The sequence below is a fragment of the Micropepsis pineolensis genome (assembly GCF_055392125.1).
In genome coordinates this window covers 775719-798245 of the sequence record NZ_AP042408.1, presented here as the reverse complement: position 1 = coordinate 798245, position 22527 = coordinate 775719, and the positions used below count along the sequence as shown (strand labels likewise).

Genomic DNA, 22527 nt, shown 5'->3' with positions numbered 1-22527 from the left:
GTGTTACGCGGCCTTGCGGCGGCGACCTTCGGCATCAGCCGCCCGCATCGCCGCGACCACCGCTTCCGGGGTCACATCCGCATTGACGTGCAGGATGGTATCTTCCGGCGCACAGGCAATCTTCGCAGCAATCAGTAGATCTGCGTCACTGACACCCTCCAGACCGATATCGGCCAGCGTGGTAGGCAACCCGATCGAGGCGCAGAAACCATACACCTCGTCAATGACGGACTGGGACCGACAGCTCAGATACAATAAAGACAACGTACCGAACGCCACCTTTTCACCGTGGAAGAAATGATGTGTCCCCTCCAGCGCGGTCAGACCATTATGAATAGCATGCGCACCCGACAGTCCGCCGCTTTCAAAACCTATACCGCTGAGCAGCGTGTTGGCTTCGACAATGCGTTCGAGTGCCGGGGTCACGGTTTTCGCATCGCAGGCTTTCAGCGCCTCGGCACCATAGCCGATCAGCGTGTCATAACACAGCCGTGCCAATGCATAGGCGGTCATCGAACCTAGCCGCCCTGTCATGTTGGGTGAGCCGCTTTTCTGGCAATCCTCGGCCTCGAACCAAGTCGAAAGCGCATCCCCCATACCGGAAATCAACAGCCGCGCCGGGGCGGCCACGATCATCGCGGTATCAACCAGCACAACATCGGGATTTCGCTGCAGGAAAAGATAGCGCGAGAAACCGCCTTCCGGCGTGTAAATCACCGACAAGGCGCTACACGGTGCATCGGTCGAGGCCACCGTCGGGGCCACCACCACCGGCAGACCAAGGGTGTGTCCCACGGACTTGGCGGTATCGAGCACCTTGCCGCCACCAATACCCACCACCACGGTGACCATGGCTTTACGCGCGGCGGCGCTTAAGCGTTCGATTTCCTCGTCACTGCATTCGCCACCGAAGGCCTCGATCGTAATCGTGACGTTTTTTTCGGTCTTGATCTGGGGGGCGACCTTGGTCAGCACCACGCGGTCGATGATGGCCAGCGCGGCATTGCCCAGACGGGCAATCTCCTCGGGCAGCAGTTTGAGCGCCCCGTCGCCCTGAACATAGCGGTTTGGAAAAATCGTGGTGGCACTCATGACAGGCTCCTTATACTCGAAGTGTAAAATGCAGCGACCGGGCATAAAACTGCCGTACAGGCAAGTTTGTCAGCGGCCTTGCAGCGGACCTTCGATTGTCCACACTATAGACTATGTGGGCCGTCAGATGCGGGGTTCCAGAGCCAGACTTAAGAATCCCCTATTATTTACGCCTCAATGCACGCGCCATAATTCGGTTAACGCTGTCTCAACCTCGGCACCGGTTTTCAGCTGACAGATCTGCCCCCGCGCCTGCCGCCGCACCCCGTCATCACCGGGCCAGGGTGCCGCATCAATGTAGCCCGCCAGATGCTTGCGGAAAATGCGCAAACCCAATGCCGCACCATAAAAGCACTGACTGTCTCGCAAATGTTCGATGGCAATGTTTAAGCGGGCCACGGCATCCGGCTCGACCATATCCCCACCCTGACGAAGGGCCGCATCCAGCGCCCCCGCGATCCAGGGTCGGCCAACAGCCGCACGCCCCACCATCACCGCATCGGCCCCCGACTGGGCCAAAGCCATCCGCGCGCTGTTGGCATCGACAATATCGCCATTGACGATCACCGGCAGCGTGGTCGCTGCCTTGACCGCCGCCACCGCCGCCCAGTCGGCATGACCTTTATAAAACTGATTACGGGTTCGGCCATGCACGGTCAGCGCCGCCGCGCCGCAACGTTCTGCCATAGCGGCCAGTTCCGGGGCGTTGCGGCTGGCATCGTCCCAGCCCAGACGCATTTTTACCGTGACAGGACGGGACGTTGCGCCGACCGCGGCGGCAATCTGCTGGCAGGCCAGACCAAGATCCCGCATCAGCGCCGCCCCCGACAGCCCACCGACCACCTCGCGCGAGGGGCAACCCATATTGATGTCGATAATATCGGCCCCGGCCGCCTCGGCCATCCCGGCCCCCATGGCGATATCTTCGGGGGTCCGTGCAGCGATCTGAAGCACCATCAGGGGCAAGCCATCGCCCGCCGCCGCACGGTTCACCATATCGGCACGGCCTTGAGCCAATGTGGTACAGGCCACCATCTCGCTGGCGGCATACACCGCGCCAAGCCGGGCTGCGGTACGGCGAAATGGCAAATCGGATACGCTGGCCATCGGCGCCAACAACACACGCCCGCCAAGACTGACCGAACCAATACGCAATGCATCCGCCATAACGCTTCTGTACCTTGAAAACCGGCGGCACCATGACGGACGGCAGCAGGAAAAATCAAGCTGCCGCCTTCATCCGCAGAAACACACGTCAGGCAGCGGGAAAAATCTCGGGCTGCACCCGGTTTTTGCCAGCTTCTTTGGCCAGATAGAGCGCCTGATCGGCCCGGGCCATCAACGCGGCGAGCGTTTCTGGAGATTCTGGTCGCCATTGCGAAACCCCGATGCTAAGGCTGACATGGACTTCGGTCTGGCCGACCATCAGTGCCGTAGCCGCCACCAGATCGCACATTCTTTGCGCCACCACCTGCGCGCCAGCCGCATCGGTCAGCGGCAGCAGAACGGCGAATTCGTCGCCACCGGTGCGCCCCAGAACATCGCCCGCCCGCAAGCTGCTCTGCATCAGCGAGACGACATGTCGCAAACCATCATCCCCCGCAGCATGACCGTAATGGTCGTTAATCTGTTTAAAGCGATCAAAATCAACCTGCAGCAGGCTGAAGATCGTCTTGTGGCGCAGACCGCGCTGCCGCTCGTTTTCGACGGCCATGAAGAAATAGCGACGGTTGGCGATTCCGGTCAGCGCATCGGTGCTCGCCTGTTCACAAAGAATTTCGTTGAGCCGGGAGATCTCCTGACTATGCCGCTCCGTTTTCTTGAGCGAGACAACGATACCCCGGATATGCAACGTCAACAGTGCCCCGACGATAAAAAGCAGACTGAACAGAATAAAACGGTCAAACTTGTGTATGGCCAGACTGTTCAGATTGTGCGTCGCATAGACGTAAAACTTGCCGTCGCTGTAGCTGCGTGTTGCAGAAACATTTAAAGATGTATCCCCGCCCCACCGGATCAGATCTTCGCCCGCAAACTGGCCGACCACTTGCCATTCCAGCGGTTCAAAGGACACGCGACCATAACGGCGCATCCGCTCGGCCGCAGACAGTTGATTAACCCGCCCCACCGGCATCACACGCATAAAATGGGCCGGATCATGGGTTGCGATCACCACGCCATATTCATCGGTGACAAAGGCATTTTTATCTGCAATGGCCGCATTGATGGGTGACAGATCGATTTTGGCGGCAACAAGACCGATACGACGCTTTCCGACCAGAACCGGGGCAACATGAAACAGCCCCGGCTCAGTTGGCCACACACCGAACCACGTTTTATTGCCGGAAACCGCGCCATCAATCAGATAAGAAAAACGCCGTTCCTCACAGGTCCATTTGACCCGGTATAAAAAACCAGCCACCGCCAGACAGTCGCCTGCGTTGGTCAGGACCATGATGTTCTTGATAGTGCCGCTTGCCGCCAGCCCGGCCAGTTGCAGGGGCAACATATGATCATCGGGTAAACGGAAGTTGAGAATGCTCCCCCCTTCGGCGCGCAGCGTCTCCGTCGCACGTTTGGCATCCGCGTCAAGCAGCGGCCCAATGGTGGAAGGCATCAAGGCCAGAATGTTGGGAACCGTGCGCAGCGTGTCCAGATGATGATCCATCGAACTGGAAACCATCTCTGCACTTAAATTGACTTGCTCTTTGGCATCATGAACCTCGTTCACCATGCGGGCACGCATCAGGAACCCGGTCAGGAACCACATCGACACAGCCCAGAAGACGACAATGATAACAACCGCGAAGAATTCCTGCCCCATCCACCGCAGGCGCTGCCATTTGGATCGCTGCGGGCGAAACGAAAAAGCGGTCGTAGGGCCACCCGACATCCCGGTATCGGCCATGACGGATAATAGTGGGGTACTCCGTACGCCTTGCATCGCGGGGTGCCTCAAAGAAGCGGCTATTCGGGGTGCTGAATGTAATAACCATCAGGCTAAACAGCGGTGCGACGATTACGGACGCAATCCGTCAGCCTTAGTCTTGGCGACGTTTCAGCAAGAATCATTCTACACGGGATGGGTTAATCGAAAATGGATTCTGGTCGCCGATTTCCAATGCCCGCCAGCCACCTCACCAGCCAGCCCAGCGGTGATGACGGCTTCTATTTTCGTACTTTTCTGGCACAAACCCGCCACGGAGCTGCAGTCAGCCCTGTGGCATAATCACGCCACAGCACAGCCACAGACCTGCATCAGTTCAGGCCAGAGAAATTTCAACAATGTAATGAAAAGAAGAAATGGTGCACCGGGTAGGATTCGAACCCGCGACCCCCAGATTCGTAGTCTGGTGCTCTATCCAGCTGAGCTACCGGTGCGCCTTTTCAGGTGGCGCAACCTATTCATCCGCTTTAAGAAAGGCAAGCGGCACGATGCATTTTTTTTGAAATTTTTATGGCATGGCGGAATTGCTGGCTTTTCCCTACAGCGTTTTATTGCTTCCTAACCGTGGGGCGCCACACAAAACAACTATGAAGATAAATAGATTAAATGGCACCCAAAAAGCGTTTGCCAACTATTCTTTAACCGCTGCATAATGTAAGGAATTCGGGCGGGCTGGGCTTACGTACCGCAAATCATCGGCTGCATGCCATTGGCGACGTGCTATGGCGGCTTGCCATACGGCGAGGTCGGTGTGCACTTGTTCCGGCCAGTCGGTGTGGTTAATACTTTATTTTTAAGTACCGTGATTTATTATCAACGGGGCTAAGAGGGACCAAACGCCGGATTATGGGTATTAATTCGGCGGATGCGGAGATGGCATATGACTGCTAGGACGGCCGAACGGGCAATGATTGCAGGCGTTTCGTCGCGTTTATGGACTGCTTTGTCGTTGGTGGCAGCGCTAGGCCTATCGGGCTGCGCAGGCCTCGACACAATGTTGTTCGGCGATGATGAAGCGCCGCAAGGCGCTGCAACCGCTACTGCCATGCATGGCGCTCCCACGACGGAGGCTTCAATCGGGGCTCCGGCAGGGACACCGGCACCAGCGGCCTATCAGCCCAACACCACCGGCGCCATTTTGGCCCCAGTGGCGACAATCACACCAATTTCCATTGAACCGGGCAGCGAAACCGGCACAGCGGTGGGCAAAACCACCGCGGCGCTGCGTAGCAAGATGGTCGAACTGGAAAACTCTCTGGGGCAAAACGCCCAGAAGCTGGCCACATTGCGCAATGGTGGCGCGGCCACAGCGGTCGCCTATCACGAATCCAAAGCCCGCATCACCACCCGCTTGCAGCTGGGCACCACCCGCGGCAACCCGGAACTGGTGAGCGAATGGAACCGGGCGCAGGGTTCGCTTGACCAGCTTACCGCCAACATCAATTCGCTCAACACCTTGGCCAAAGATGCGGCCAGTGATGCGTCAGATGCCCATTACACGCTCGACCAGATTGCGGCGACGCTCAACGTCTCCGGCGCAGTCGACGAGGACCATCGTCAGCTGCGTGTGCTGGAAGACGAAACCAGCCAGTCCATCGTGCTGATCGATCGCCTGTTGCGGGAAGTCTCCGACGATGTGCAGCGCCAGATTGCCTATGTCGCCAACGAACGGGCCAATCTGACCGCACTTGCCGGTTCGATTAAGAATGGCGAATTCTATGGCACCGACTTTGGCGCCCAGATCATCTCGGCCTCGGGCAATGGCCGCCAGATCGCTTCAGCGGTCTCCGGTGCGCCGCTGGTGGTGATTCGCTTTGATCACGCCAACAAGGATTATCAGGACGAGCTTTACACCGCTCTGCGTCAGGCCTTGCAGCAGCACCCTTCCGCCACCTTTAAGGTGGTGGCCGTTGCCCCGACCAAAGGCACCACGGCCACAGCACAGCTGGCCCAGACACAGGCGCATCGCCATGCTCAGGACGTGCTGCGCAGCATGACCGATATGGGCGTGCCAGCCTCGCGGCTCAGCATCACATCGTCGACCGACCCGTCGGTGATCGTCAGTGAAGTTCAGGTTTTCCAGCGCTAAGGCTGTAACGCCAAAGCCTATTAGTCCAAACGCCGGTCGATTTGACCGGCGTTTTTTATGGAAAAACCTCACAGTAGCTTTTGACCGCCCCAAGACTGCTGGCGGCATAGACGCCCCGGGCAATGGCCCGGGCCATACAATCCCCCGCCAGGGTTCCCAGACGCAGCAGCATGGCCGCCCGCCCCCTCGGGTCCTGCTCAGCGACGGGGCGCACCGCCGTGGCCAAAGAAAAAATCGCATCGCCATCAAAGGGGGAATGCGCTGGCCGCAACGCCCGGGCGAAACCATCAGCGGCCATGATCGCCAGCCGCTTCAGTTCAATCCGGGTCAGATCGGCATCTGTGGCCAGCACCGCGATGGTGGTATTGGCACCTGCGCGGGCGTGCTTCATATCAGCCGGAATATCGCCGCCCGACTGCCAGTCGGGGCCGGGGCGGCGTGCCCCGAACTCCCCGTTCATCTCCCATGGCCACGCCCAGAAGGCATCCGAACCCGGCATCACCGGCGAGCCCACCGCATTTACCGCCACCAGCGCGCCGACGGTAAAACCGTCGTCCGACACCACCGATGCACTGCCCAAACCACCCTTATAGGTTCCGGCGATAGCCCCATACCCCGCCCCGGCAGTCCCAAGGACAAAATCGAGCCCCGCAGCGGCCGCAGCCCGCCGTCCCAGTGCGGCATAATCAAAAGGCCGCCGTCCAGATTTGTCGCCGCCATTATCGAGATCAAACAAGATCGCTCCCGGCACAATCGGCACTGGCACGCTTTCGGGGCGAACACGAACCCCCCGCCCCCGCTCGCCCAGATAGCCCATTACCCCCGCCGTTGCCGCCAGGCCATAGGCCGAGCCGCCGGACAGCACCACCGCATCCACCGCCCCGACCAGATTGGCCGGATCGAGCATGTCTGTTTCATGGGTACCGGGTGCGCCACCACGCACATCCACCGCCGCCCGACAGGGGGCGTCGCAGATCACGACACTGACGCCGCTCCAGACTTCGGTATCTTCAGCCTGGCCAACACGAAGGCCTGCGACATCGGTAATCAGATTGCGGGGACCGGTTTTTATCATGACAGGCACCCTATCCCGCCTGCAAGAAAGGCGAAAGATCGCCCGCCGCCAACCGGTTTAATTTGCGGGCAGAATCAGGCGGAAGCGGGTGCCCGTGGCACCGGTCGCGACCAGCACAACATCGCCGCCATGGCCACGCATCAGCTCGCGCGCAATGGCCAGCCCCAAACCACTGCCCCCAGGCTTTGCGACCGAGGCAAAAGGCTGAAACAATTTATCCACAGCCGCCTTGGGCAATCCGGGCCCGCTATCGGCAACGTCGATATGCACCGAATCATCCATATGGTTCGCCGATACCACGATCCTGCCACCCTTACCGTCCAGCACCTCGACCGCGTTGCGCACCAGATTGACCAGCACGCGGTAGATCTGTTCCCGATCCGCCAACACGGCGAAATCCGTGGCCACCTTATTATCGCATTGCAGCGGACCACCCTTACCGCCACTCAGCGCGGTCTCGATTGCCTCACTGGCCAGAGGCTGCAGGAAAAAGGCTCGCTTTTGGGGCGGACTTTCCACCGTACGGCTGAATTTCAGCGTGTTGCTGGCCAGTGCCACCGCCCGGTCGATCGACGCGATCAGGCTGGGGGCCATTTTTTTGACCGCCGGGTCCTGACTTGTGGTCAAACGGTCGGATGCCAGCTGGGCTGTGGCCAAGATATTGCGCAAATCATGCTGAATCCGCGCCACCGATGCCCCGAGCGCCGCCAGCCGGGCGCGTTGATGCAGGAAGCCGTAGAGCTCGCGCTGCATCGCCGCCAGTTCACGCTCGGCCGTACCGATCTCACCGGCCACCTCGCGCGGCACTAAAATACGCTCACCATCCTCGGGGTTTTCCCGAAATGACACCATGGCCTGGGTGATGCGGCGCATCGGCCGCACCAGGAAAAAGAACAGGCTGGCAAAGACCAGCACCGCGCTGATGCCCGAAATGATCAGGCTGAGCACGATATATTGCCGGGTAAATTGCACCATCGTGGCCCGAATCGGCCCCTCGTTCAGCAGAACGCCGATTTCCTGAGCCTTATCGATTCGGGTGCGGGATACGACATAGAGCACCCGATCTCCCCGCCCGGACAAACATTCCACCGCATTATAGATGTCACTGCCGATGCCGCCCCGGATCAGATTGATCCTGCGGGCCGGGGTCGAGGGCATGGTATCTGCCGCCATGGTGGTAAAGAAATCACGCCGGTCACTGCGGGTTACAGCCACGGCCATGGCGTCAGCATGGTTAAGCAGCAACCGCCGCATACCAAAGGACAGATTCTGGCCTTCAGGCTCGGTAAACGGCATCACCGCCAGCTCGGCGGATAGAACATGGATATCCAACAGCCCGCGATAGACGCGCCCGATCACCGGAGCCAGAATCAAAATCTCACAGGCCAGCACGAATAACGAGGTTAACAGCAGCAGCCGGCCGGACAAACTGTACGCCGCCAACTGCCGGAACCGGTTCAGACGTGCCAGAAAACCTATCTGCATCGAGCCAAATCACGTCCCACCCCGGCGTTAGAGCACAATATATACGGAATTTGTAGCGTATAAGCAGTCAGCGCATTGACATAAAATGCTGCGGTGCTTAGAACCGCGGCTCTTTTGCAAGCTTACCCGACGGAGATTGGATCATGAAGCGCACCTATCAACCGAGTAAAATCGTGCGCAAGCGCCGTCACGGCTTCCGTGCGCGCATGGCGACTAAGGCTGGCCGGCAGATTCTGTCCAACCGCCGGGCACATGGCCGTAAGAAGCTGTCGGCCTAAGGCCTGACATCCCTTTACGGTCTGCACGTAAAGTTTAAAACGCGGCACCCCGATGGGGTGGCCGCGTTTTGGTGTATAAAAACCAATGAAAATCAATCGGTTAAAAAAACGGAGCGATTTTTTGCGGGCTCAGAAAGGCATCCGGCGCCGTCGTGACGGCATGGTGCTGGAACTGTGTGCCAGTCCGCCAGATCAACCCGCCACCGGCTTCCGGGTCGGTTTTACCGCCAGTAAAAAAGTCGGCAATTCGGTCGCCCGCAACCGGGCCAAACGGCGGCTTCGGGCGCTGGCCGCAGAAATATTGCCCACCATGGCCGAGCCGGGCAGCGATTATGTGTTCATCGCCCGCCCCCAGACGCTAAAACGGCCCTTTGACCTACTGCGCCAGGATTTGACCGAGGTCGTGGCCCAGGCCCATCGTCATCGCGCCAAAAACGCCGAAGAAGCCAAACCGCTATGACGTCCCGGCCCGGCCAGACACCCAACACCGGCCGCCGCCTGCTTATGTATTTGTTTACGCGTCTGTTTTCCGGGCTGTTGATTGTCCCGATCCGTGCCTATCAGTTGTTTTTATCCCCAATGCTGCCGCCCAGTTGCCGGTTCACCCCAAGCTGTTCGCACTACGCCATCGAGGCGATCCGACTGCATGGACCGATTAAGGGCTTCTGGCTGGCCTTACGGCGGATATTGCGCTGTCACCCCATCCGCTGGCTTGGCGGCTCGTCGGGTTATGACCCGGTACCGCCCCGTAAACCCAAGGCCTAAAAGCTGAGGCAAGCGTAAACAGAATCAGACTTTAAGCGCCGAACCGTTAGATTTCTTGTTTTTGCCACTATATTACGGCAAACCGATTGCCAACTGTCCGTTCCTGCAAGGTGTTCGATGAACAACAATAAGAATTTTCTTCTCGCCATCGTCCTGTCGATGGGCGTGCTGTTTGCCTGGCAATATCTGGTTGCCATTCCGAAGATGAAGGCCGATCAGGCCCATCAGGCGGAAACCGCTTTGCAGACCAAGAAGCCGACCGCAGAACCGGCTACACCAACCGCCCCCGGCGCCGCCGTGGCCACCGTGCCGCAGAACGGCATCCGGGTTGTGCCGCGCAATGTAGCGATCCGCGAAAGCGGTGTGCGCATTCCGATCCGGACCCCGACAGTGGACGGTTCACTGCGCGTCACCGGCGCGCGCTTCGACGATCTGAAGCTGCGCCATTATCGCGAGACCACTGACCCGAACAGCCCGGAAATCGAACTGTTATCGCCGAGCGGTTCACAGTCGCCTTACTTCACCCAGTTCGGTTGGAGTGCGGCCGGCGGCGGCGTTGCCGTACCGGACGACAAGACCCCGTGGAAAGTGATTTTCGGCGACGAGCTGGCCCCCGGCAAACCGGTGGTGCTGGCGTGGGATAACGGCCATGGCCTGGTCTTCACCCGCAAGATCACCGTCGACGAAAAGTATATGTTCACGGTCAGCGACAGCGTCGCCAACAAGTCAGGCACCAAAGCGGTGCTGTTCCCCTATGCTCTGGTGGTGCGTGATGGCGTGCCCCAGCGCACCCATTACTGGGTGCTGCATGAGGGCTTTGTCGGCGTGGCCGAGGGCAAGCTGAAAGACCCGACCTACAAAGATTTCCAGAAGGACGACAAGGGGCCGGAAAGCTTCTCGTCAACCGGCGGCTGGCTGGGCATCACCGACAAATACTGGATGACCGCGCTGATCCCGGGGCAGAACGAAGCCTATAACGGCACGTTCCGCGCCTCGCCCTATGGCTCGGACAAATCCTATCAGGCCAACTACACCTTGGGTGCGCGCGAAATTGCACCGGGGGCCACCACCACCGTCACCCATCGCATGTTCGCCGGTGCCAAGGTGGTCGACACCTTACGCGGCTATCAGAAGAATCTGGGCATCGCCCGCTTTGATCTGGCGGTCGACTGGGGGTGGTTCATCTTCATCACCCAGCCGATGTTCTGGCTGCTGGATATGCTCAACAAGTTCCTGGGCAATTTCGGTCTGGCGATCATCGTGGCGACCGTGCTGATCCGTCTGGTGCTATTCCCGCTGGCCAATGTCTCCTTCCGCTCGATGATCCGGATGAAGAAGCTTCAGCCCGAGATGGAACGCGTCAAGAAGATCTGCGAGGGCAACCCACAGCGCCTGCAACAGGAGATGATGGGCCTGTACAAGCGTGAAAAGGTCAACCCGCTGTCCGGCTGCCTGCCGATGGTGGTGCAGATCCCGATCCTGTTCTCGCTGTACAAGGTGATGTTCGTCACCATCGAAATGTACCACGCACCATTCTTCGGCTGGATTCAGGATCTGTCGGCGGCAGACCCCACCAGCTACCTCAACCTGTTTGGTCTGTTGCCCTTCACGGTGCCGCACACGATTCCCTTTGGGCTGGCGTTCCTGGCCATTGTCATCAATGTCGGTATCTGGCCGATCCTGATGGGCCTGTCGCAGTGGGTGCAGACCAAGCTCAATCCGGCCCCCACCGACCCGACCCAGGCCAAGGTCTTCGCCTTTATGCCGTGGATCTTCATGTTCATGATGGCAGCCTTCCCGGCCGGTCTGGTGATCTACTGGACCTGGAACAACCTGCTGTCGGTTGCCCAGCAATACATCATGATGCGCCGTGAGGGCGTCGAGGTGCACCTGTTCAACAATCTGGGTGGCCTGTTCAAGAAGAAGGACAAGGAATGACCGGTCCGCTCGATCCCAATACGAACGAACCGATTGACGAAGCAGCGGAAAAGGCGGCTGAAGAAGCCGCCATCCGCATGTTCGCCGGTCCTTGCGATTTCTTCTGGGGTGCCAGCGCAATCGAAAGCCTGCCACCGGCATCGCTGCCCGAAATTGCCATTGTCGGCCGCTCCAATGTTGGCAAGTCGAGCCTGATCAACGCCCTGACCGGGCGCAAGGGGCTGGCCCGCGTCTCGCAGACCCCGGGCCGCACGCGTGAGATCAACTTCTTCAATCTGGGTGGCCGGTTGGTGATCACCGACTTGCCCGGCTATGGCTATGCCAAAGCCTCCAAGGAGTTGGCAGCCGAATGGCAGAAAATGATCTTCGCCTATTTGCGCGGTCGGGCCCCGTTGCGGCGGGTGGTACTGCTGATTGATTCGCGCCGTGGCGTGATGGAAGTCGACAAGGCCGTCATGGAGCTGCTCGACAAAGCGGCTGTGTCCTATCTGACCGTTCTGACCAAGATTGACGAGATCAGGCCTGAAGCACGCGACAAGGTTGCACTGACGGTTGCGACAGAGGCCAAACGCCATACCGCCGCCTACCCTGAAGTGCTGGCAACCTCGTCCGAGAAAAAACTCGGCCTTGAAGCCCTAAAAAAACACCTTGCAGCGTTGGCCTTGCCTCAAGCTTAAGTTATAAGCCCCCCGTTTTAAAAACCCGTTTTTTTGGCAAAGGCGCCCCAATGGCCGTTTCCGAAGAAATCACCCAGGATAGAAATCTGCGCATCATGGCGCGCTGGCGCTCCACCGCCCGCATCCTGATCGATGCTCTGCCCTATATCCTGCAATATGACCGCAAAACCGTGGTGGTGAAATTCGGTGGCAATGCCATGACCGGCGGCGTCACCGAAGATTTTGCTCAGGACATCGTGCTGATGAAGCAAACCGGGATGGAGCCGGTGATCGTCCATGGCGGCGGGCCCCAGATCGGTGCCATGCTGAAACGGCTCGCCATCCCCTCGCAGTTCATCGATGGCTTGCGCGTCACCGACGCTGCCGCGATGGAAGTGGTCGAAATGGTGCTGACCGGCTCGATCAACAAGCGCATCGTCAGCGGCATCAACGCTGCCGGGGGCCATGCCGTCGGTCTGTCGGGCAAAGACGGCAATCTGATCCGCGCCCGCAAGCTGAACCGCCTGCGCAAGAACCCTGAGACCGGGGTGATGGAACCGATGGACCTCGGCTTTGTCGGCGAACCGGATAATATCAACCCAGAAGTGCTTGAAACATTCCTGAAATCTAACCTAGTACCGGTGATCGCGCCGGTCGGGGTCGGCAAAGAAGGCGAAACCTACAACATCAACGCCGACACCGTGGCAGGCTCTGTCGCCAGCGCTATGCGGGCTGAGCGTCTGGTGCTGCTAACCGATGTCGAAGGCGTGCTCGATTCCGAAGGCAAGCTGATCTCTGCCCTGACTGTCGAAGAAGCCAAGGCATTAATCGCCAATGGCACCATCCGTGGCGGCATGATCCCCAAGATCGAAACCGCCATTCATGCGGTGGAAAGTGGCGTCAAGGCGGCGGTGATCCTGGATGGGCGCATTCCCCATGTCCTGCTGCTGGAATTGTTCACCCCCCACGGCGCCGGCACCCTGATTACGGCCAACTAGGGGCAGCCCACCTGCAATTAATAGGTCCTGCCCCCCCAGAGCAACGCGCAAAGGCAAAATCCGTTTTTTGCGCGTAACGTTGCGATAAAACACAGAAATCGAGCGACGGACAAATCGCATATGATGCGTCCGCCGCACGAAATCATAACCCTATTAAAATCCGGCTTTGAGACGGGCTTTGCTTTAAGTGAGCCCGCCGCTTAAACTTGCCTGCAGGTAGGCTTCTACCTACATTCAAAGCGCTTCATCCTTTTTTGTGAAAGGATGAAACGCGCCAAGGTCGGTTCTAATATGGATAGTCACGTGTCAGTCAGCCCCGCAGCTGCGAAAGCTGCCGATTTCAGCGACGTTGTTAATTGGATCTTCGATCTCGATAACACGCTGTACCCTGCCGCCAATACGGTCTTTCCACAGATCGACGCGCAGATGACCAACTATATTTCCAGTCATCTCAACCTGCCGCGCGAGGAAGCATGGGCGCTGCAGAAGCGCTATTACAGCCAGTATGGCACATCGCTAACCGGACTAATCCGCCATCACCATATCGACCCGGAAGATTTCCTCAAATGCGTACACCGCATTGATCTGTCTTCACTGGAGCCGGACGCCAAATTGCGCGAAGGGCTCGAGCGGCTACCCGGTCGCCGCATCGTATTCACCAACGGCTCGTCCGAACATGCGGGCCGCGTGCTGGAAAAGCGCGGGCTGGATGACCTGATCGACGCCATATGGGACATCCGCTGTTCGGAATATGTCCCCAAACCCGAGGCCGAAAGCTATGAGCGGTTGATCAAGGGGCTGGATATTGATCCGAACCGCTCGGCCTTTTTCGAGGATATGGCCGTCAATCTGATCCCGGCCGCGCTTTTAGGCATGACAACCGTATGCGTTGCACCCGAAAACGCGGTATTTTCCAGCGACGAACATCGCCATATTGCCTATCACACCAGCAATCTGGGTACGTTTCTTAACAGTATTGAGGTTTGACATGACAGTGGATATCGCCCGACTTATCGACGACGCTTGGGAGGCCCGCACCACCGCCGATTTTGGTACCGCAAAGGTACGCGGCGCCGTCGAAGCGGCGCTGGACGGGCTGGATTCCGGTCACTATCGCATTGCCGAAAAAATCGATGGCAACTGGACGGTACATCAGTGGCTGAAGAAAGCTGTTCTCTTGTCGTTTCGCTTTTCCGAAAACCACCTGATCGACGGCGGCCCCAACGGGGCCACCTGGTGGGACAAAGTCGATTCTAAATTTGCCGGCTGGGATGCCGAACATTTTATGGAAGCCGGTTTTCGCGCCGTGCCGGGGGCCTTTGTCCGCCACGCGGTCTATATCGCCAAAAGTGCGGTGGTGATGCCGAGCTTTATCAATATCGGCGCCTACATCGGTGAAGGCACCATGGTTGATATCGGGGCTGCCATCGGCTCCTGCGCCCAGATCGGTGCGCATTGTCATATCTCGGCCAATGCGGTGATTGGCGGCGTGCTCGAACCATTGCAGGCCGAGCCGGTCATTATCGAAGACAATGCGTTTGTAGGTACCGCCGCCCAGATTGCTGAAGGCGCGATCATCGGCGAAGGCGCAGTGATTTCGATGGGGGTAGTGATCGGGGCATCGACCAAGATTGTCGACCGCGAAACCGGCGCCATTTCGTATGGCCGCGTGCCGCCTTATTCGGTGGTCGTCTCCGGCGCACTGCCGGGCAAGGCGGGCCAGCCGTCGCTCTATTGCGCGGTCATCGTCAAAAAAGTCGATGCCAAAACCCGTTCCAAAACGTCCATTAACGAATTGCTCCGAGACTGATCATGGCCGTAAATCCCGTTGCACTGGCACAAAGCCTCATCCGCCGCCCGTCGATTACACCGCATGATGAAGGTGCGATCACAGTACTGGAAGAAGCCCTCACGCCACTGGGATTTGTATGCCATCATTTGCACTTTGAAGAACCCGGCGTGCCGGCAGTGGAAAACCTTTATGCCCGCATTGGCATGCAGGGGCCGCATTTCTGCTTTGCCGGTCACACCGATGTGGTGCCGCCCGGCAACCCCGCTCACTGGAAAAGCGATCCCTTTGCCGCCGAGATTCAGGGCGGCGTGTTGATCGGACGTGGCGCCGCAGACATGAAGGGGGCGATTGCCGCCTTTACGGCTGCGGTATCACGCCATCTGGCCAAGGGCCCGCTCAAAGGCTCGATCAGCCTGATGATCACCGGGGACGAAGAAGGCGATGCCATCAACGGCACACCCAAAATTTTAAACTGGCTGAAAGCGCGCGGTGAAAGCATTGACCACAGCCTTTTTGGCGAGCCGACCTCGATCAAGACTATGGGTGACACCATCAAGATCGGCCGCCGCGGTTCGATGAATGTCACGCTGACCGCCCACGGAACGCAAGGCCATGTCGCCTATGCGAACGAGCTAAAAAACCCGATCCATGCACTGGCGGCACTGACCGACTATTTCGCCAGCCACCCGCTGGATCAGGGCTCGGCATTGTTCGATCCGTCGACGCTAACGTTCACCACCTTTGACGTCGGCAACCCGACCGTCAATCTGGTCCCTGCCGAAGCCAAGGCCTGTTTCAACATCCGCTTCAGCGATCTGCACACGCCGGAAAGTCTGGCAGATTATATTCGTCTGACCACGGAAAATTTTGCCCGCAAGACTGGCTGCACCATCACCACCGAAACCTCGGTCAGTGGTGTGGCCTCGGCGGAACAACCTGGCACCTATACAGATCTGTTGCAAAACGCGATTGCCACGGTAACCGGCAAGAAGCCAGTCTTATCCACATCAGGCGGCACATCGGATGCGCGCTTCATCACCGACTTCTGCCCGGCGGTGGAGTTTGGTCTGTTCACCGAAAGCATTCACCGGGTCAATGAATGCGCCGACGTCGCCGACATCGAAAAACTCACCGATATGTATGAAGCGATACTGGCAGCTTACTTCGCCGGATAATCGACACTGACCAAATACAACCCATCGGGCGGGGCAACCGTACCGCAACGGGTACGATCACGGGCGGCCAGCGCATCGGCCACATCGGCGGGTTTCCACTTGCCCTCGCCGACCAGCTTCAGGGTACCGACCATGGATCGGACCTGACGATGCAGGAACGAGCGTGCATCGGCAAAGATGCGGATCTCTTCGCCAGCGCGCACCACGTCGAGCCGGTCGAGGGTTTTGACCGGCGACTTGGCCTGACACTCGGAAGCACGAAACGTGGTGAAATCATAGGTTCCCACCAGCGCTTGCGCTGCTTCCTGCATAGCAGTGGCATCCAGCAGGTGCGGCACATGCCAGACCCGACCATCCAGCAGTACCGGACGGGCGCGCCGCGGCAGCAGACGATAAACATAATGCCGACCAATCGCTGAGAACCGGGCATGAAACGCCTCAGGAACGATTTCGGCAGCCAGCACAACCACCGGATCGGGGCGCAGGAAATGGTTCATCGCATCGCGCACCTTGTCGGCGACAAAGGACTTTTCCAGATCAAAATGCGCTACCTGAGCCAGTGCATGCACACCGGTATCAGTGCGCCCCGCGCCTGTCACCGTGGCCACTTCCTGCGAAAAGGCCGTGATGGCGCGTTCAAGCGAAGCCTGTACCGAGGGGCCACTATCCTGTCGCTGCCAGCCGAAAAACGGTCCACCATCATATTCGATGGTGAGTTTAAAGCGGGCCATCAGGCCAGAACCTCACCTGTTTTCAAAGCGAAACCACGCTGAAATTCCGCTGCGCTGACCACGCCGCGACCGGCGCGCTGCACTTTAATAAGGCGCAAAGCCCCACGACCACAGGCAATCGTCGGGGCCTCATCCAGCACCGTCCCCGGCACACCGGAAGCCGCCACTGGCTCGGCCAGCAGGATTTTAAGCCGCTCGCCACGGGATTCACACCACGCACCGGGAAAGGGTGAAATGCCCCGGATATGACAATCGAGTTCCGCCGCCGGTTCGGTCCAGTCGATACGGGCTTCTTCTTTGAGGATTTTCTTGGCGTAGGTGGCGCCGTCTGCGGCCTGTGGATTTTCCACCGCCGTACCGCTCGCAATATTATTCAGCGTACGGACCATCAACTCTGCGCCGAGCGCCGATAATTCGCCCATCACTTCGCCCGCCGTCTTGCGGCCAATGTCGATGGTGACGGTGGAGAGATACGGGCCGGTATCGAGCCCTTCATCCATATGCATCACCATCACACCGGTCTTTTCATCCCCGGCCATGATGGCACGCTGGATCGGTGCCGCACCGCGCCAGCGCGGTAGCAATGAGCCATGCAGATTGAAACAGCCAAGACGGGGGGCATCCAGCACCGCCTTGGGCAGCAGCAGGCCATAGGCCACCACAATGGCAGCATCGATATTCAGGGCGGCAAATTCCGCTTGTTCGGCAGCACCACGTAAGAATTTCGGGGTACGAACCACAAGCCCCTTTTCGGCAGCAAAGGCTGCAACGGGGGTGGGCTGTTCCTGCTTGCCGCGGCCCTTGGGCCGGGCGGGCTGCGCATAAACTGCCACGATGTCGTGACCGGCATCCAGCAGCGCGGCCAGAACAGGAACAGCGAAATCGGGCGAACCCATAAAGGCAAGACGCATAGCGGTATCCTGAAGGCTCATCCTTCGACAGGCTCAGGATGAGGAATTTTGCAGTATCTGACTATATGCCCCACACCCAGAGCCTGTCTAAGGATGAGCCCGCCAAAAGGAGAAGATGGTACTAATCCTTGAGCTTCTTGGCCTTGGCCAGTTTCTTCAGCAGCATTGTCCTCTTGAGCCGCGACAGATGATCGATGAACAGCGTACCGTTTAAGTGATCGACCTCGTGCTGCAAGCAGATGGCCAGCATGCCATCGGCTTCCAGCGTCTGAGGCTTACCATCGCGGTCAAGATATTCGCAATGGACTGTAGCGGGCCGCTCGACCGGTTCCCAGATATCGGGCACTGACAGGCAGCCTTCCTCGGTCTCGACCCAATCTTCGGACGTCGGGGTGAGCTTGGGGTTGATGAAGACCCGCGGATTACGCACCGGCGGCTTGCCCTCTTCATCCTTTTGATCGACGTCGATCACCACCATGCGGACCGGCTCACCGATCTGCACTGCCGCCAGGCCAATGCCATGGGCGTCATACATGGTTTGCAGCATATCGTCGGCCAGAGCGCGGAGAGAATCATCCACCACCTTCACCTCTTGGGCGACGGCTTTCAGTCTGGGGTCGGGAGCGATCAGGATTTCGCGTATAGTCATAGCTGGGAGATAAGATGTCGCACTAGGTTGGTCAAGATTGATCCTCAAACCGCCTGCAGAGAAAGTTAATTCTCCGGCGGCAGCAGAAGATCGCGCCCCGCCAGGGGCAGCCGGGCCGTGGTATCGATTTCGGCCAGTTCCGGCAAGGGGGCGGCGGATCCTTCAACCCCCAGATCATTAAAACGGCGGGCCTGCGGCATGACCTTGGTTTCCAGGCTGCCTACCAACCCATTGTAGCTTTTGACCGAGGTTTCAAGATTGCGCCCCAGCTTGGCGATATGCTCACCCAGACTGGCCAGACGTGTATAAAGCTCTTTGCCCAGCGCCCCAATTTCGGCAGCGCTTTGCGCCAGCTTCTCCTGCCCCCAACCATAGGAAATCGCCTTCATCAGGGCGATGAAGGTGGTGGGGGTGCAGATCAGCACCCGGTGCTTGATGGCATCCTCGAACAGATTGGGGTCATATTCGAAGGCGGCCGAGACGAAATTGTCGCCCGGCACGAACATGGCCACGCAATCGGCCGAACCGGCGATATAGGACCAGTAGGACTTGCTCGACAGGTTGGTCAGCCGTTCGCGCAGCTGTTTGGCGTGCAGGATCAGGAAGCGCTCGCGCTCCTCGTCGGTGGTGGCGTTGATGGCATCAAAATAAGCCGACAAGGGTGCCTTGGCATCGACCACCACACTACGCCCGCCCGAAACCCGAATCACCATGTCGGGGCGTAAGCCTTCGTCCGGAATGGGAAATTCCGTCTCGAAGCTGCAATGCTCAATCATACCCGACAGCTCGACCACCCGACGTAAGGTTTCTTCGCCCCAGCGGCCCCGGGTCTTGGGCGAGGCTTTCAGCGCCCCGACCAGATGGGCGGTGACCTTTTTTACCTCATCCTGCTGGGCGGTAACGATTTTCAATGCCTCTGACAGGCCCCCGTAATTTTCCACCCGGGCCTTTTCGATCTCTTTGACCATCAGTTCATAGGCTTGCAGCCGGTCGCCCAGCGGCTTGACCGTATCGGCGATGGTCTTGGTGCGCTTGTCGATTTCTTCGGCAGTGAGCTTTTTCTGAATCTCGAAGATTTCCTGAGCGCGGCGCGAGAAATCCTCGCTGCTGACCTTCAGCACATCCCCCGCCAGCAGTTTGAATTCCTTTTGCACGGCTTCACGCATTTCGGTCAACTGAGCTACTTCAGCACTGTGGTGGCGGGTGGCGGCCTCGGCGGCACTACGCTGGCCCTCCAGTTCGGCGGCAAGCCGGCGCACCTCGTCGCGCATAGCGGCCAGTTCCGCCTCGGTCCGGGCGGCATTTTCCAGCCGACCGCTCATCCGTGCCACGTCGTTGCGGGCATCGGCGGCAGCGGCCCGCAGCGCACCAAGCTCGACCTCGGCCGTAGCCCGGAGCCGCGACAAGGCCTGCGAACGCACCACCCATACGGCCCCGCCCGCCAGCAACGCGGCCAACAAAGCTATGGGAACAAGAATCGGGTCCATCGCAAGGCTCCTGACAGATGACACAGGCGCGATTCGCTCCCGTTTCGATCCACAAGGGATAGCAAATTTGCGCGAGGACGTCGCCGCTCCTATTGTTGGCCCATGGCCGAGATTACGCCCGATATGCTGCTCACCGCCTATGCCTGTGGGCTGTTCCCGATGGGGGAGCATCGCGACGATCCCACGCTGTTCTGGCTATCGCCAGACTTGCGCGGGGTGATGCCGATTGACGGCTTTCATGTGCCTAAAAGGCTGGCCCGAACCGTACGCGCCAATAAATTCCGGGTCACTGCCGACACCTGTTTTGAGGCGGTGATGCGGGCCTGCGCCGCACCGATCCCAGACCGCCCCGGGCGCGAGGATAGCTGGATCAACGAGCGCATCATCACGCTGTACAAGGAGCTGTTCGATCTGGGCCACGCCCATTCGATTGAAGCCTGGCAGGATGATGCGCTGGTCGGGGGGCTGTATGGCGTATCGCTCGGTGGGGCGTTCTTTGGCGAAAGTATGTTTTCGCGGGCCACCGATGCCAGCAAAGTGGCACTGGTCCATCTGGTTGCTAGGCTGAAAAATGGCGGATTCGTACTGCTCGACACCCAGTTTCTGACTCACCATCTGGCGCAGTTCGGCACCGAGGAAGTTCCCCGCCCCCGCTATTTACAAGAACTGGAACTGGCACTGGCGGTCGATGCGATCTGGCCGGAACGGGCCCCTAATTATTGCCCGGCATCCTCAGGCAAATCGGGCATCTTTTCGTCAGCCCCCTTGTTGGGCGACACCGGCACTGCGGCTTTGACAGACGGTGCCTGGGACGGCGCCGTGGTCATGCATTTGATGACCCAGACATCATAGAGCGGATGCTCCATGCCATTAAGGCCGGGACTGGAGGCATACATCCAGCCCGAAAACACCCGGTGGGCCGGACGGTCGGCGCGCTGATCAGAAATCTGTAAAAAAGCCGAGGTTTCCGGCGTTTCACTCGGCGGGGTCGAATAGCAACTGCGCACCGTGATCGCCAGCGTGGCGTATTTCACCGGCTGCCCGACCGGGGCATACAGCGCCTTGGCCCGGCCGGTGATTTTATCAAGCGCACGAAGTTCCAGCACGGGCCGGTCTGGCGTTGGCAACGGAATGTCCGCCGCCAACGCAACACCGCTTAAGGTGGCACCGACAAAAAAGGTCAGCGCCGCCCGTCTCACGGATTTGCCCCAGCCGGTGCAGCAGAGGAGCTGGAACTGGAAGATGCATCCGAACCGCTCTTACTGCCGCTGATACCACCGGCAAAGCGCGAAATCAGGCCCATCAGATCAACCGAGCCCTGCGTGTTCACAATCTGACCGCCAGGGGGCAACATCTTATCGCTGCCGCCAGGGGAGATCGACATGTAGGAGCTGTTGAGCAACCCCGACGACGTCACCACCAGCGAGGAATCATCCGGCACCTTGATGTCGCTGTGAATATCCATGCGGACGGTCACGAGATAATTGGCATCAAGCGTCATCGATTTGATCGTGCCGATCTTGATGCCCGACATCTTCACATCAGTGCCCACGGCAATGCCGTCGACCCGGTTCATCTTGGCGATCAGCTCGTAACCAGACACGCCGGTGGCACCAACACTGCGATAGGCAAAGAGGACGAACAACACCGCCACGGCTATGACGACAGCGCCGATCAGCGTTTCAACCGTATTATTTTGCATTTTTACGCGGGGCTCCAAGGTTCATAGGAGCGGTGGGTGGCCACACGGGCACCAGCGCGCAGGCTGCCGGGCGGATAATACGCCCCTTCCGTGCCGCTCAAATTGGGAACATGATCCTTTTCCCAAGCTTTACGGCCGGTCTCGGCCTGTACCGCACCATCAGCCGGCACCGTATCACTGAGGCGGTGCAGCCAAGCATGCCAGGCGGGGGGAACCCGCGACGCATCCACCGTGCCGGTATAAATCACCCAGCGATGTGCGCCGTCCTTGCTGCAATAATAGCGGTTACCAAAAGCATCCCGCCCCACGGGAACGCCCTTCCACCATGTCATCGCCAAGGTGCCGATGGTGGCATCGTGCCACCAAACGAACAGTGTCCGTAACCAACCCATCACCGTCTCTCACGTTTAAAGCTTGGGACTCGTGCCCCAATATAAGCTGCCCGGTAGCGAATAGCGAGTGGGCAGCCCGATCTTGCCATTGTTCACAAGCTATCCACATATCCGGTTAACACGGTGCATAACTTCTGCGGCATTCCCCATCACAAAAAAGATTTCAGCGCATAGTTGCGTGACCCGCTTGACTCGCCGCCATTGCAACCGGTCGCATAAAGTTTTGCACGCCTTTACATCAATTCACGGTTTAATTAGCCCTTGCCAGAAGGAAAGATCGCGGCCAATACTTAGCGCTCGCCGCGTCACATCACACCATATTTGGCGGACACCACAATGTATTGCTGGCAGAGGCGGTGCTTATT

22 protein-coding genes, 1 tRNA gene and 1 pseudogene are annotated in these 22527 nt (G+C 58.9%); 11 read left to right on the top strand and 13 right to left on the bottom strand.

Features of this window, described 5'->3' with window-relative positions; genetic code table 11:
- Window positions 1-3: 3 nt before the first annotated feature.
- From ACZ5RI_RS03650 to ACZ5RI_RS03635, 4 genes are all read right to left on the bottom strand, one after another.
- Window positions 4-1092 carry a glycerol dehydrogenase gene (locus tag ACZ5RI_RS03650; protein ID WP_464514750.1) on the bottom strand — a complete coding sequence of 363 codons (1089 nt, stop codon included), beginning with the start codon at window positions 1090-1092 and terminating at the stop codon, window positions 4-6.
- Window positions 1093-1266: 174 nt separating this feature from the next.
- Window positions 1267-2259 (bottom strand): tRNA dihydrouridine synthase, encoded by a 993-nt coding sequence (locus ACZ5RI_RS03645; RefSeq protein ID WP_464514749.1) that lies wholly within the window; start codon window positions 2257-2259, stop codon window positions 1267-1269.
- Between the two features lie 88 nt (window positions 2260-2347).
- Window positions 2348-4036: a GGDEF domain-containing protein gene (locus ACZ5RI_RS03640; protein WP_464514748.1), complete on the bottom strand. Its 1689-nt coding sequence runs from the start codon at window positions 4034-4036 to the stop codon at window positions 2348-2350.
- A 360-nt stretch (window positions 4037-4396) separates the two neighbouring features.
- Window positions 4397-4473 (bottom strand) — tRNA-Arg (locus ACZ5RI_RS03635).
- Window positions 4474-4919: 446 nt separating this feature from the next.
- On the opposite strand from ACZ5RI_RS03635, the gene ACZ5RI_RS03630 reads away from it, so the two are divergent.
- Window positions 4920-6128, top strand: coding sequence for a hypothetical protein (locus ACZ5RI_RS03630; RefSeq protein ID WP_464514747.1), 1209 nt, complete (start codon window positions 4920-4922; stop codon window positions 6126-6128).
- A 55-nt stretch (window positions 6129-6183) separates the two neighbouring features.
- On the opposite strand, the gene ACZ5RI_RS03625 is transcribed toward ACZ5RI_RS03630, so the two are convergent.
- Together ACZ5RI_RS03625 and ACZ5RI_RS03620 are read right to left on the bottom strand one after the other, a co-directional pair.
- The gene (locus ACZ5RI_RS03625; protein WP_464514746.1) at window positions 6184-7203 is read right to left on the bottom strand and encodes a P1 family peptidase; all 1020 of its coding nucleotides are present in this window, start codon (window positions 7201-7203) and stop codon (window positions 6184-6186) included.
- 57 nt (window positions 7204-7260) lie between these two features.
- On the bottom strand, window positions 7261-8688 hold the full coding sequence (locus ACZ5RI_RS03620; RefSeq protein ID WP_464514745.1) for a sensor histidine kinase: 1428 nt from the start codon (window positions 8686-8688) through the stop codon (window positions 7261-7263).
- 143 nt (window positions 8689-8831) lie between these two features.
- Here ACZ5RI_RS03620 and rpmH point away from each other — a divergent pair, with 143 nt between their 5' ends.
- The 9 genes from rpmH to dapE all read left to right on the top strand — a co-directional run bounded on the left by rpmH (window position 8832) and on the right by dapE (window position 16290).
- Window positions 8832-8966, top strand: a complete 135-nt coding sequence (gene rpmH, locus ACZ5RI_RS03615) for a 50S ribosomal protein L34 (protein ID WP_464514744.1) — start codon at window positions 8832-8834, stop codon at window positions 8964-8966.
- Between the two features lie 121 nt (window positions 8967-9087).
- The gene (gene rnpA, locus ACZ5RI_RS03610) at window positions 9088-9426 is read left to right on the top strand and encodes a ribonuclease P protein component (RefSeq protein ID WP_464514743.1); all 339 of its coding nucleotides are present in this window, start codon (window positions 9088-9090) and stop codon (window positions 9424-9426) included.
- A 44-nt stretch (window positions 9427-9470) separates the two neighbouring features.
- Window positions 9471-9731, top strand: coding sequence for a membrane protein insertion efficiency factor YidD (yidD, locus tag ACZ5RI_RS03605; protein WP_464515541.1), 261 nt, complete (start codon window positions 9471-9473; stop codon window positions 9729-9731).
- Between the two features lie 117 nt (window positions 9732-9848).
- Window positions 9849-11669, top strand: a complete 1821-nt coding sequence (gene yidC / locus ACZ5RI_RS03600; protein ID WP_464514742.1) for a membrane protein insertase YidC — start codon at window positions 9849-9851, stop codon at window positions 11667-11669.
- Window positions 11666-12346 (top strand): ribosome biogenesis GTP-binding protein YihA/YsxC, encoded by a 681-nt coding sequence (yihA, locus tag ACZ5RI_RS03595; protein ID WP_464514741.1) that lies wholly within the window; start codon window positions 11666-11668, stop codon window positions 12344-12346. The genes yidC and yihA overlap by 4 nt, the downstream gene beginning before the upstream one ends.
- A 50-nt stretch (window positions 12347-12396) precedes the next feature.
- The gene (gene argB / locus ACZ5RI_RS03590) at window positions 12397-13323 is read left to right on the top strand and encodes an acetylglutamate kinase (protein WP_464514740.1); all 927 of its coding nucleotides are present in this window, start codon (window positions 12397-12399) and stop codon (window positions 13321-13323) included.
- A gap of 303 nt (window positions 13324-13626) precedes the next feature.
- On the top strand, window positions 13627-14310 hold the full coding sequence (locus ACZ5RI_RS03585; RefSeq protein WP_464514739.1) for a pyrimidine 5'-nucleotidase: 684 nt from the start codon (window positions 13627-13629) through the stop codon (window positions 14308-14310).
- A 1-nt stretch (window position 14311) separates the two neighbouring features.
- On the top strand, window positions 14312-15133 hold the full coding sequence (dapD, locus tag ACZ5RI_RS03580) for a 2,3,4,5-tetrahydropyridine-2,6-dicarboxylate N-succinyltransferase (protein ID WP_464514738.1): 822 nt from the start codon (window positions 14312-14314) through the stop codon (window positions 15131-15133).
- Between the two features lie 2 nt (window positions 15134-15135).
- Window positions 15136-16290 (top strand): succinyl-diaminopimelate desuccinylase, encoded by a 1155-nt coding sequence (dapE, locus tag ACZ5RI_RS03575; protein WP_464514737.1) that lies wholly within the window; start codon window positions 15136-15138, stop codon window positions 16288-16290.
- Here the strand turns inward: dapE and truA are convergent.
- The 4 genes from truA to ACZ5RI_RS03555 form a co-directional block, all read right to left on the bottom strand.
- Entirely contained in the window at window positions 16275-17021 is a 747-nt protein-coding gene (gene truA / locus ACZ5RI_RS03570) for a tRNA pseudouridine(38-40) synthase TruA (RefSeq protein ID WP_464514736.1), read from the bottom strand. The two genes, dapE and truA, sit on opposite strands and share 16 nt — an antisense overlap.
- Window positions 17021-17932, bottom strand: a complete 912-nt coding sequence (fmt, locus tag ACZ5RI_RS03565) for a methionyl-tRNA formyltransferase (protein ID WP_464514735.1) — start codon at window positions 17930-17932, stop codon at window positions 17021-17023. Before fmt ends, truA begins: the two co-directional genes overlap by 1 nt.
- Window positions 17933-18053: 121 nt before the next feature.
- Window positions 18054-18581 carry a peptide deformylase gene (gene def, locus ACZ5RI_RS03560; RefSeq protein ID WP_464514734.1) on the bottom strand — a complete coding sequence of 176 codons (528 nt, stop codon included), beginning with the start codon at window positions 18579-18581 and terminating at the stop codon, window positions 18054-18056.
- 65 nt (window positions 18582-18646) lie between these two features.
- A complete protein-coding gene (locus ACZ5RI_RS03555; protein ID WP_464514733.1) occupies window positions 18647-20068 on the bottom strand; it encodes a DNA recombination protein RmuC in 1422 nt (473 codons plus the stop codon).
- Window positions 20069-20170: 102 nt separating this feature from the next.
- Here ACZ5RI_RS03555 and aat point away from each other — a divergent pair, with 102 nt between their 5' ends.
- The gene (gene aat, locus ACZ5RI_RS03550) at window positions 20171-20920 is read left to right on the top strand and encodes a leucyl/phenylalanyl-tRNA--protein transferase (protein ID WP_464514732.1); all 750 of its coding nucleotides are present in this window, start codon (window positions 20171-20173) and stop codon (window positions 20918-20920) included.
- A 35-nt stretch (window positions 20921-20955) separates the two neighbouring features.
- Here aat and ACZ5RI_RS03545 read toward each other — a convergent pair.
- The 3 genes and pseudogenes from ACZ5RI_RS03545 to ACZ5RI_RS03535 all read right to left on the bottom strand — a co-directional run.
- A pseudogene (locus ACZ5RI_RS03545) lies at window positions 20956-21174 on the bottom strand (DUF2155 domain-containing protein); the annotation flags it as partial.
- An 89-nt stretch (window positions 21175-21263) separates the two neighbouring features.
- The gene (gene mlaD / locus ACZ5RI_RS03540) at window positions 21264-21770 is read right to left on the bottom strand and encodes an outer membrane lipid asymmetry maintenance protein MlaD (protein WP_464514731.1); all 507 of its coding nucleotides are present in this window, start codon (window positions 21768-21770) and stop codon (window positions 21264-21266) included.
- Between the two features lie 2 nt (window positions 21771-21772).
- Entirely contained in the window at window positions 21773-22162 is a 390-nt protein-coding gene (locus ACZ5RI_RS03535) for an NADH:ubiquinone oxidoreductase subunit NDUFA12 (RefSeq protein WP_464514730.1), read from the bottom strand.
- Window positions 22163-22527: the final 365 nt, after the last annotated feature.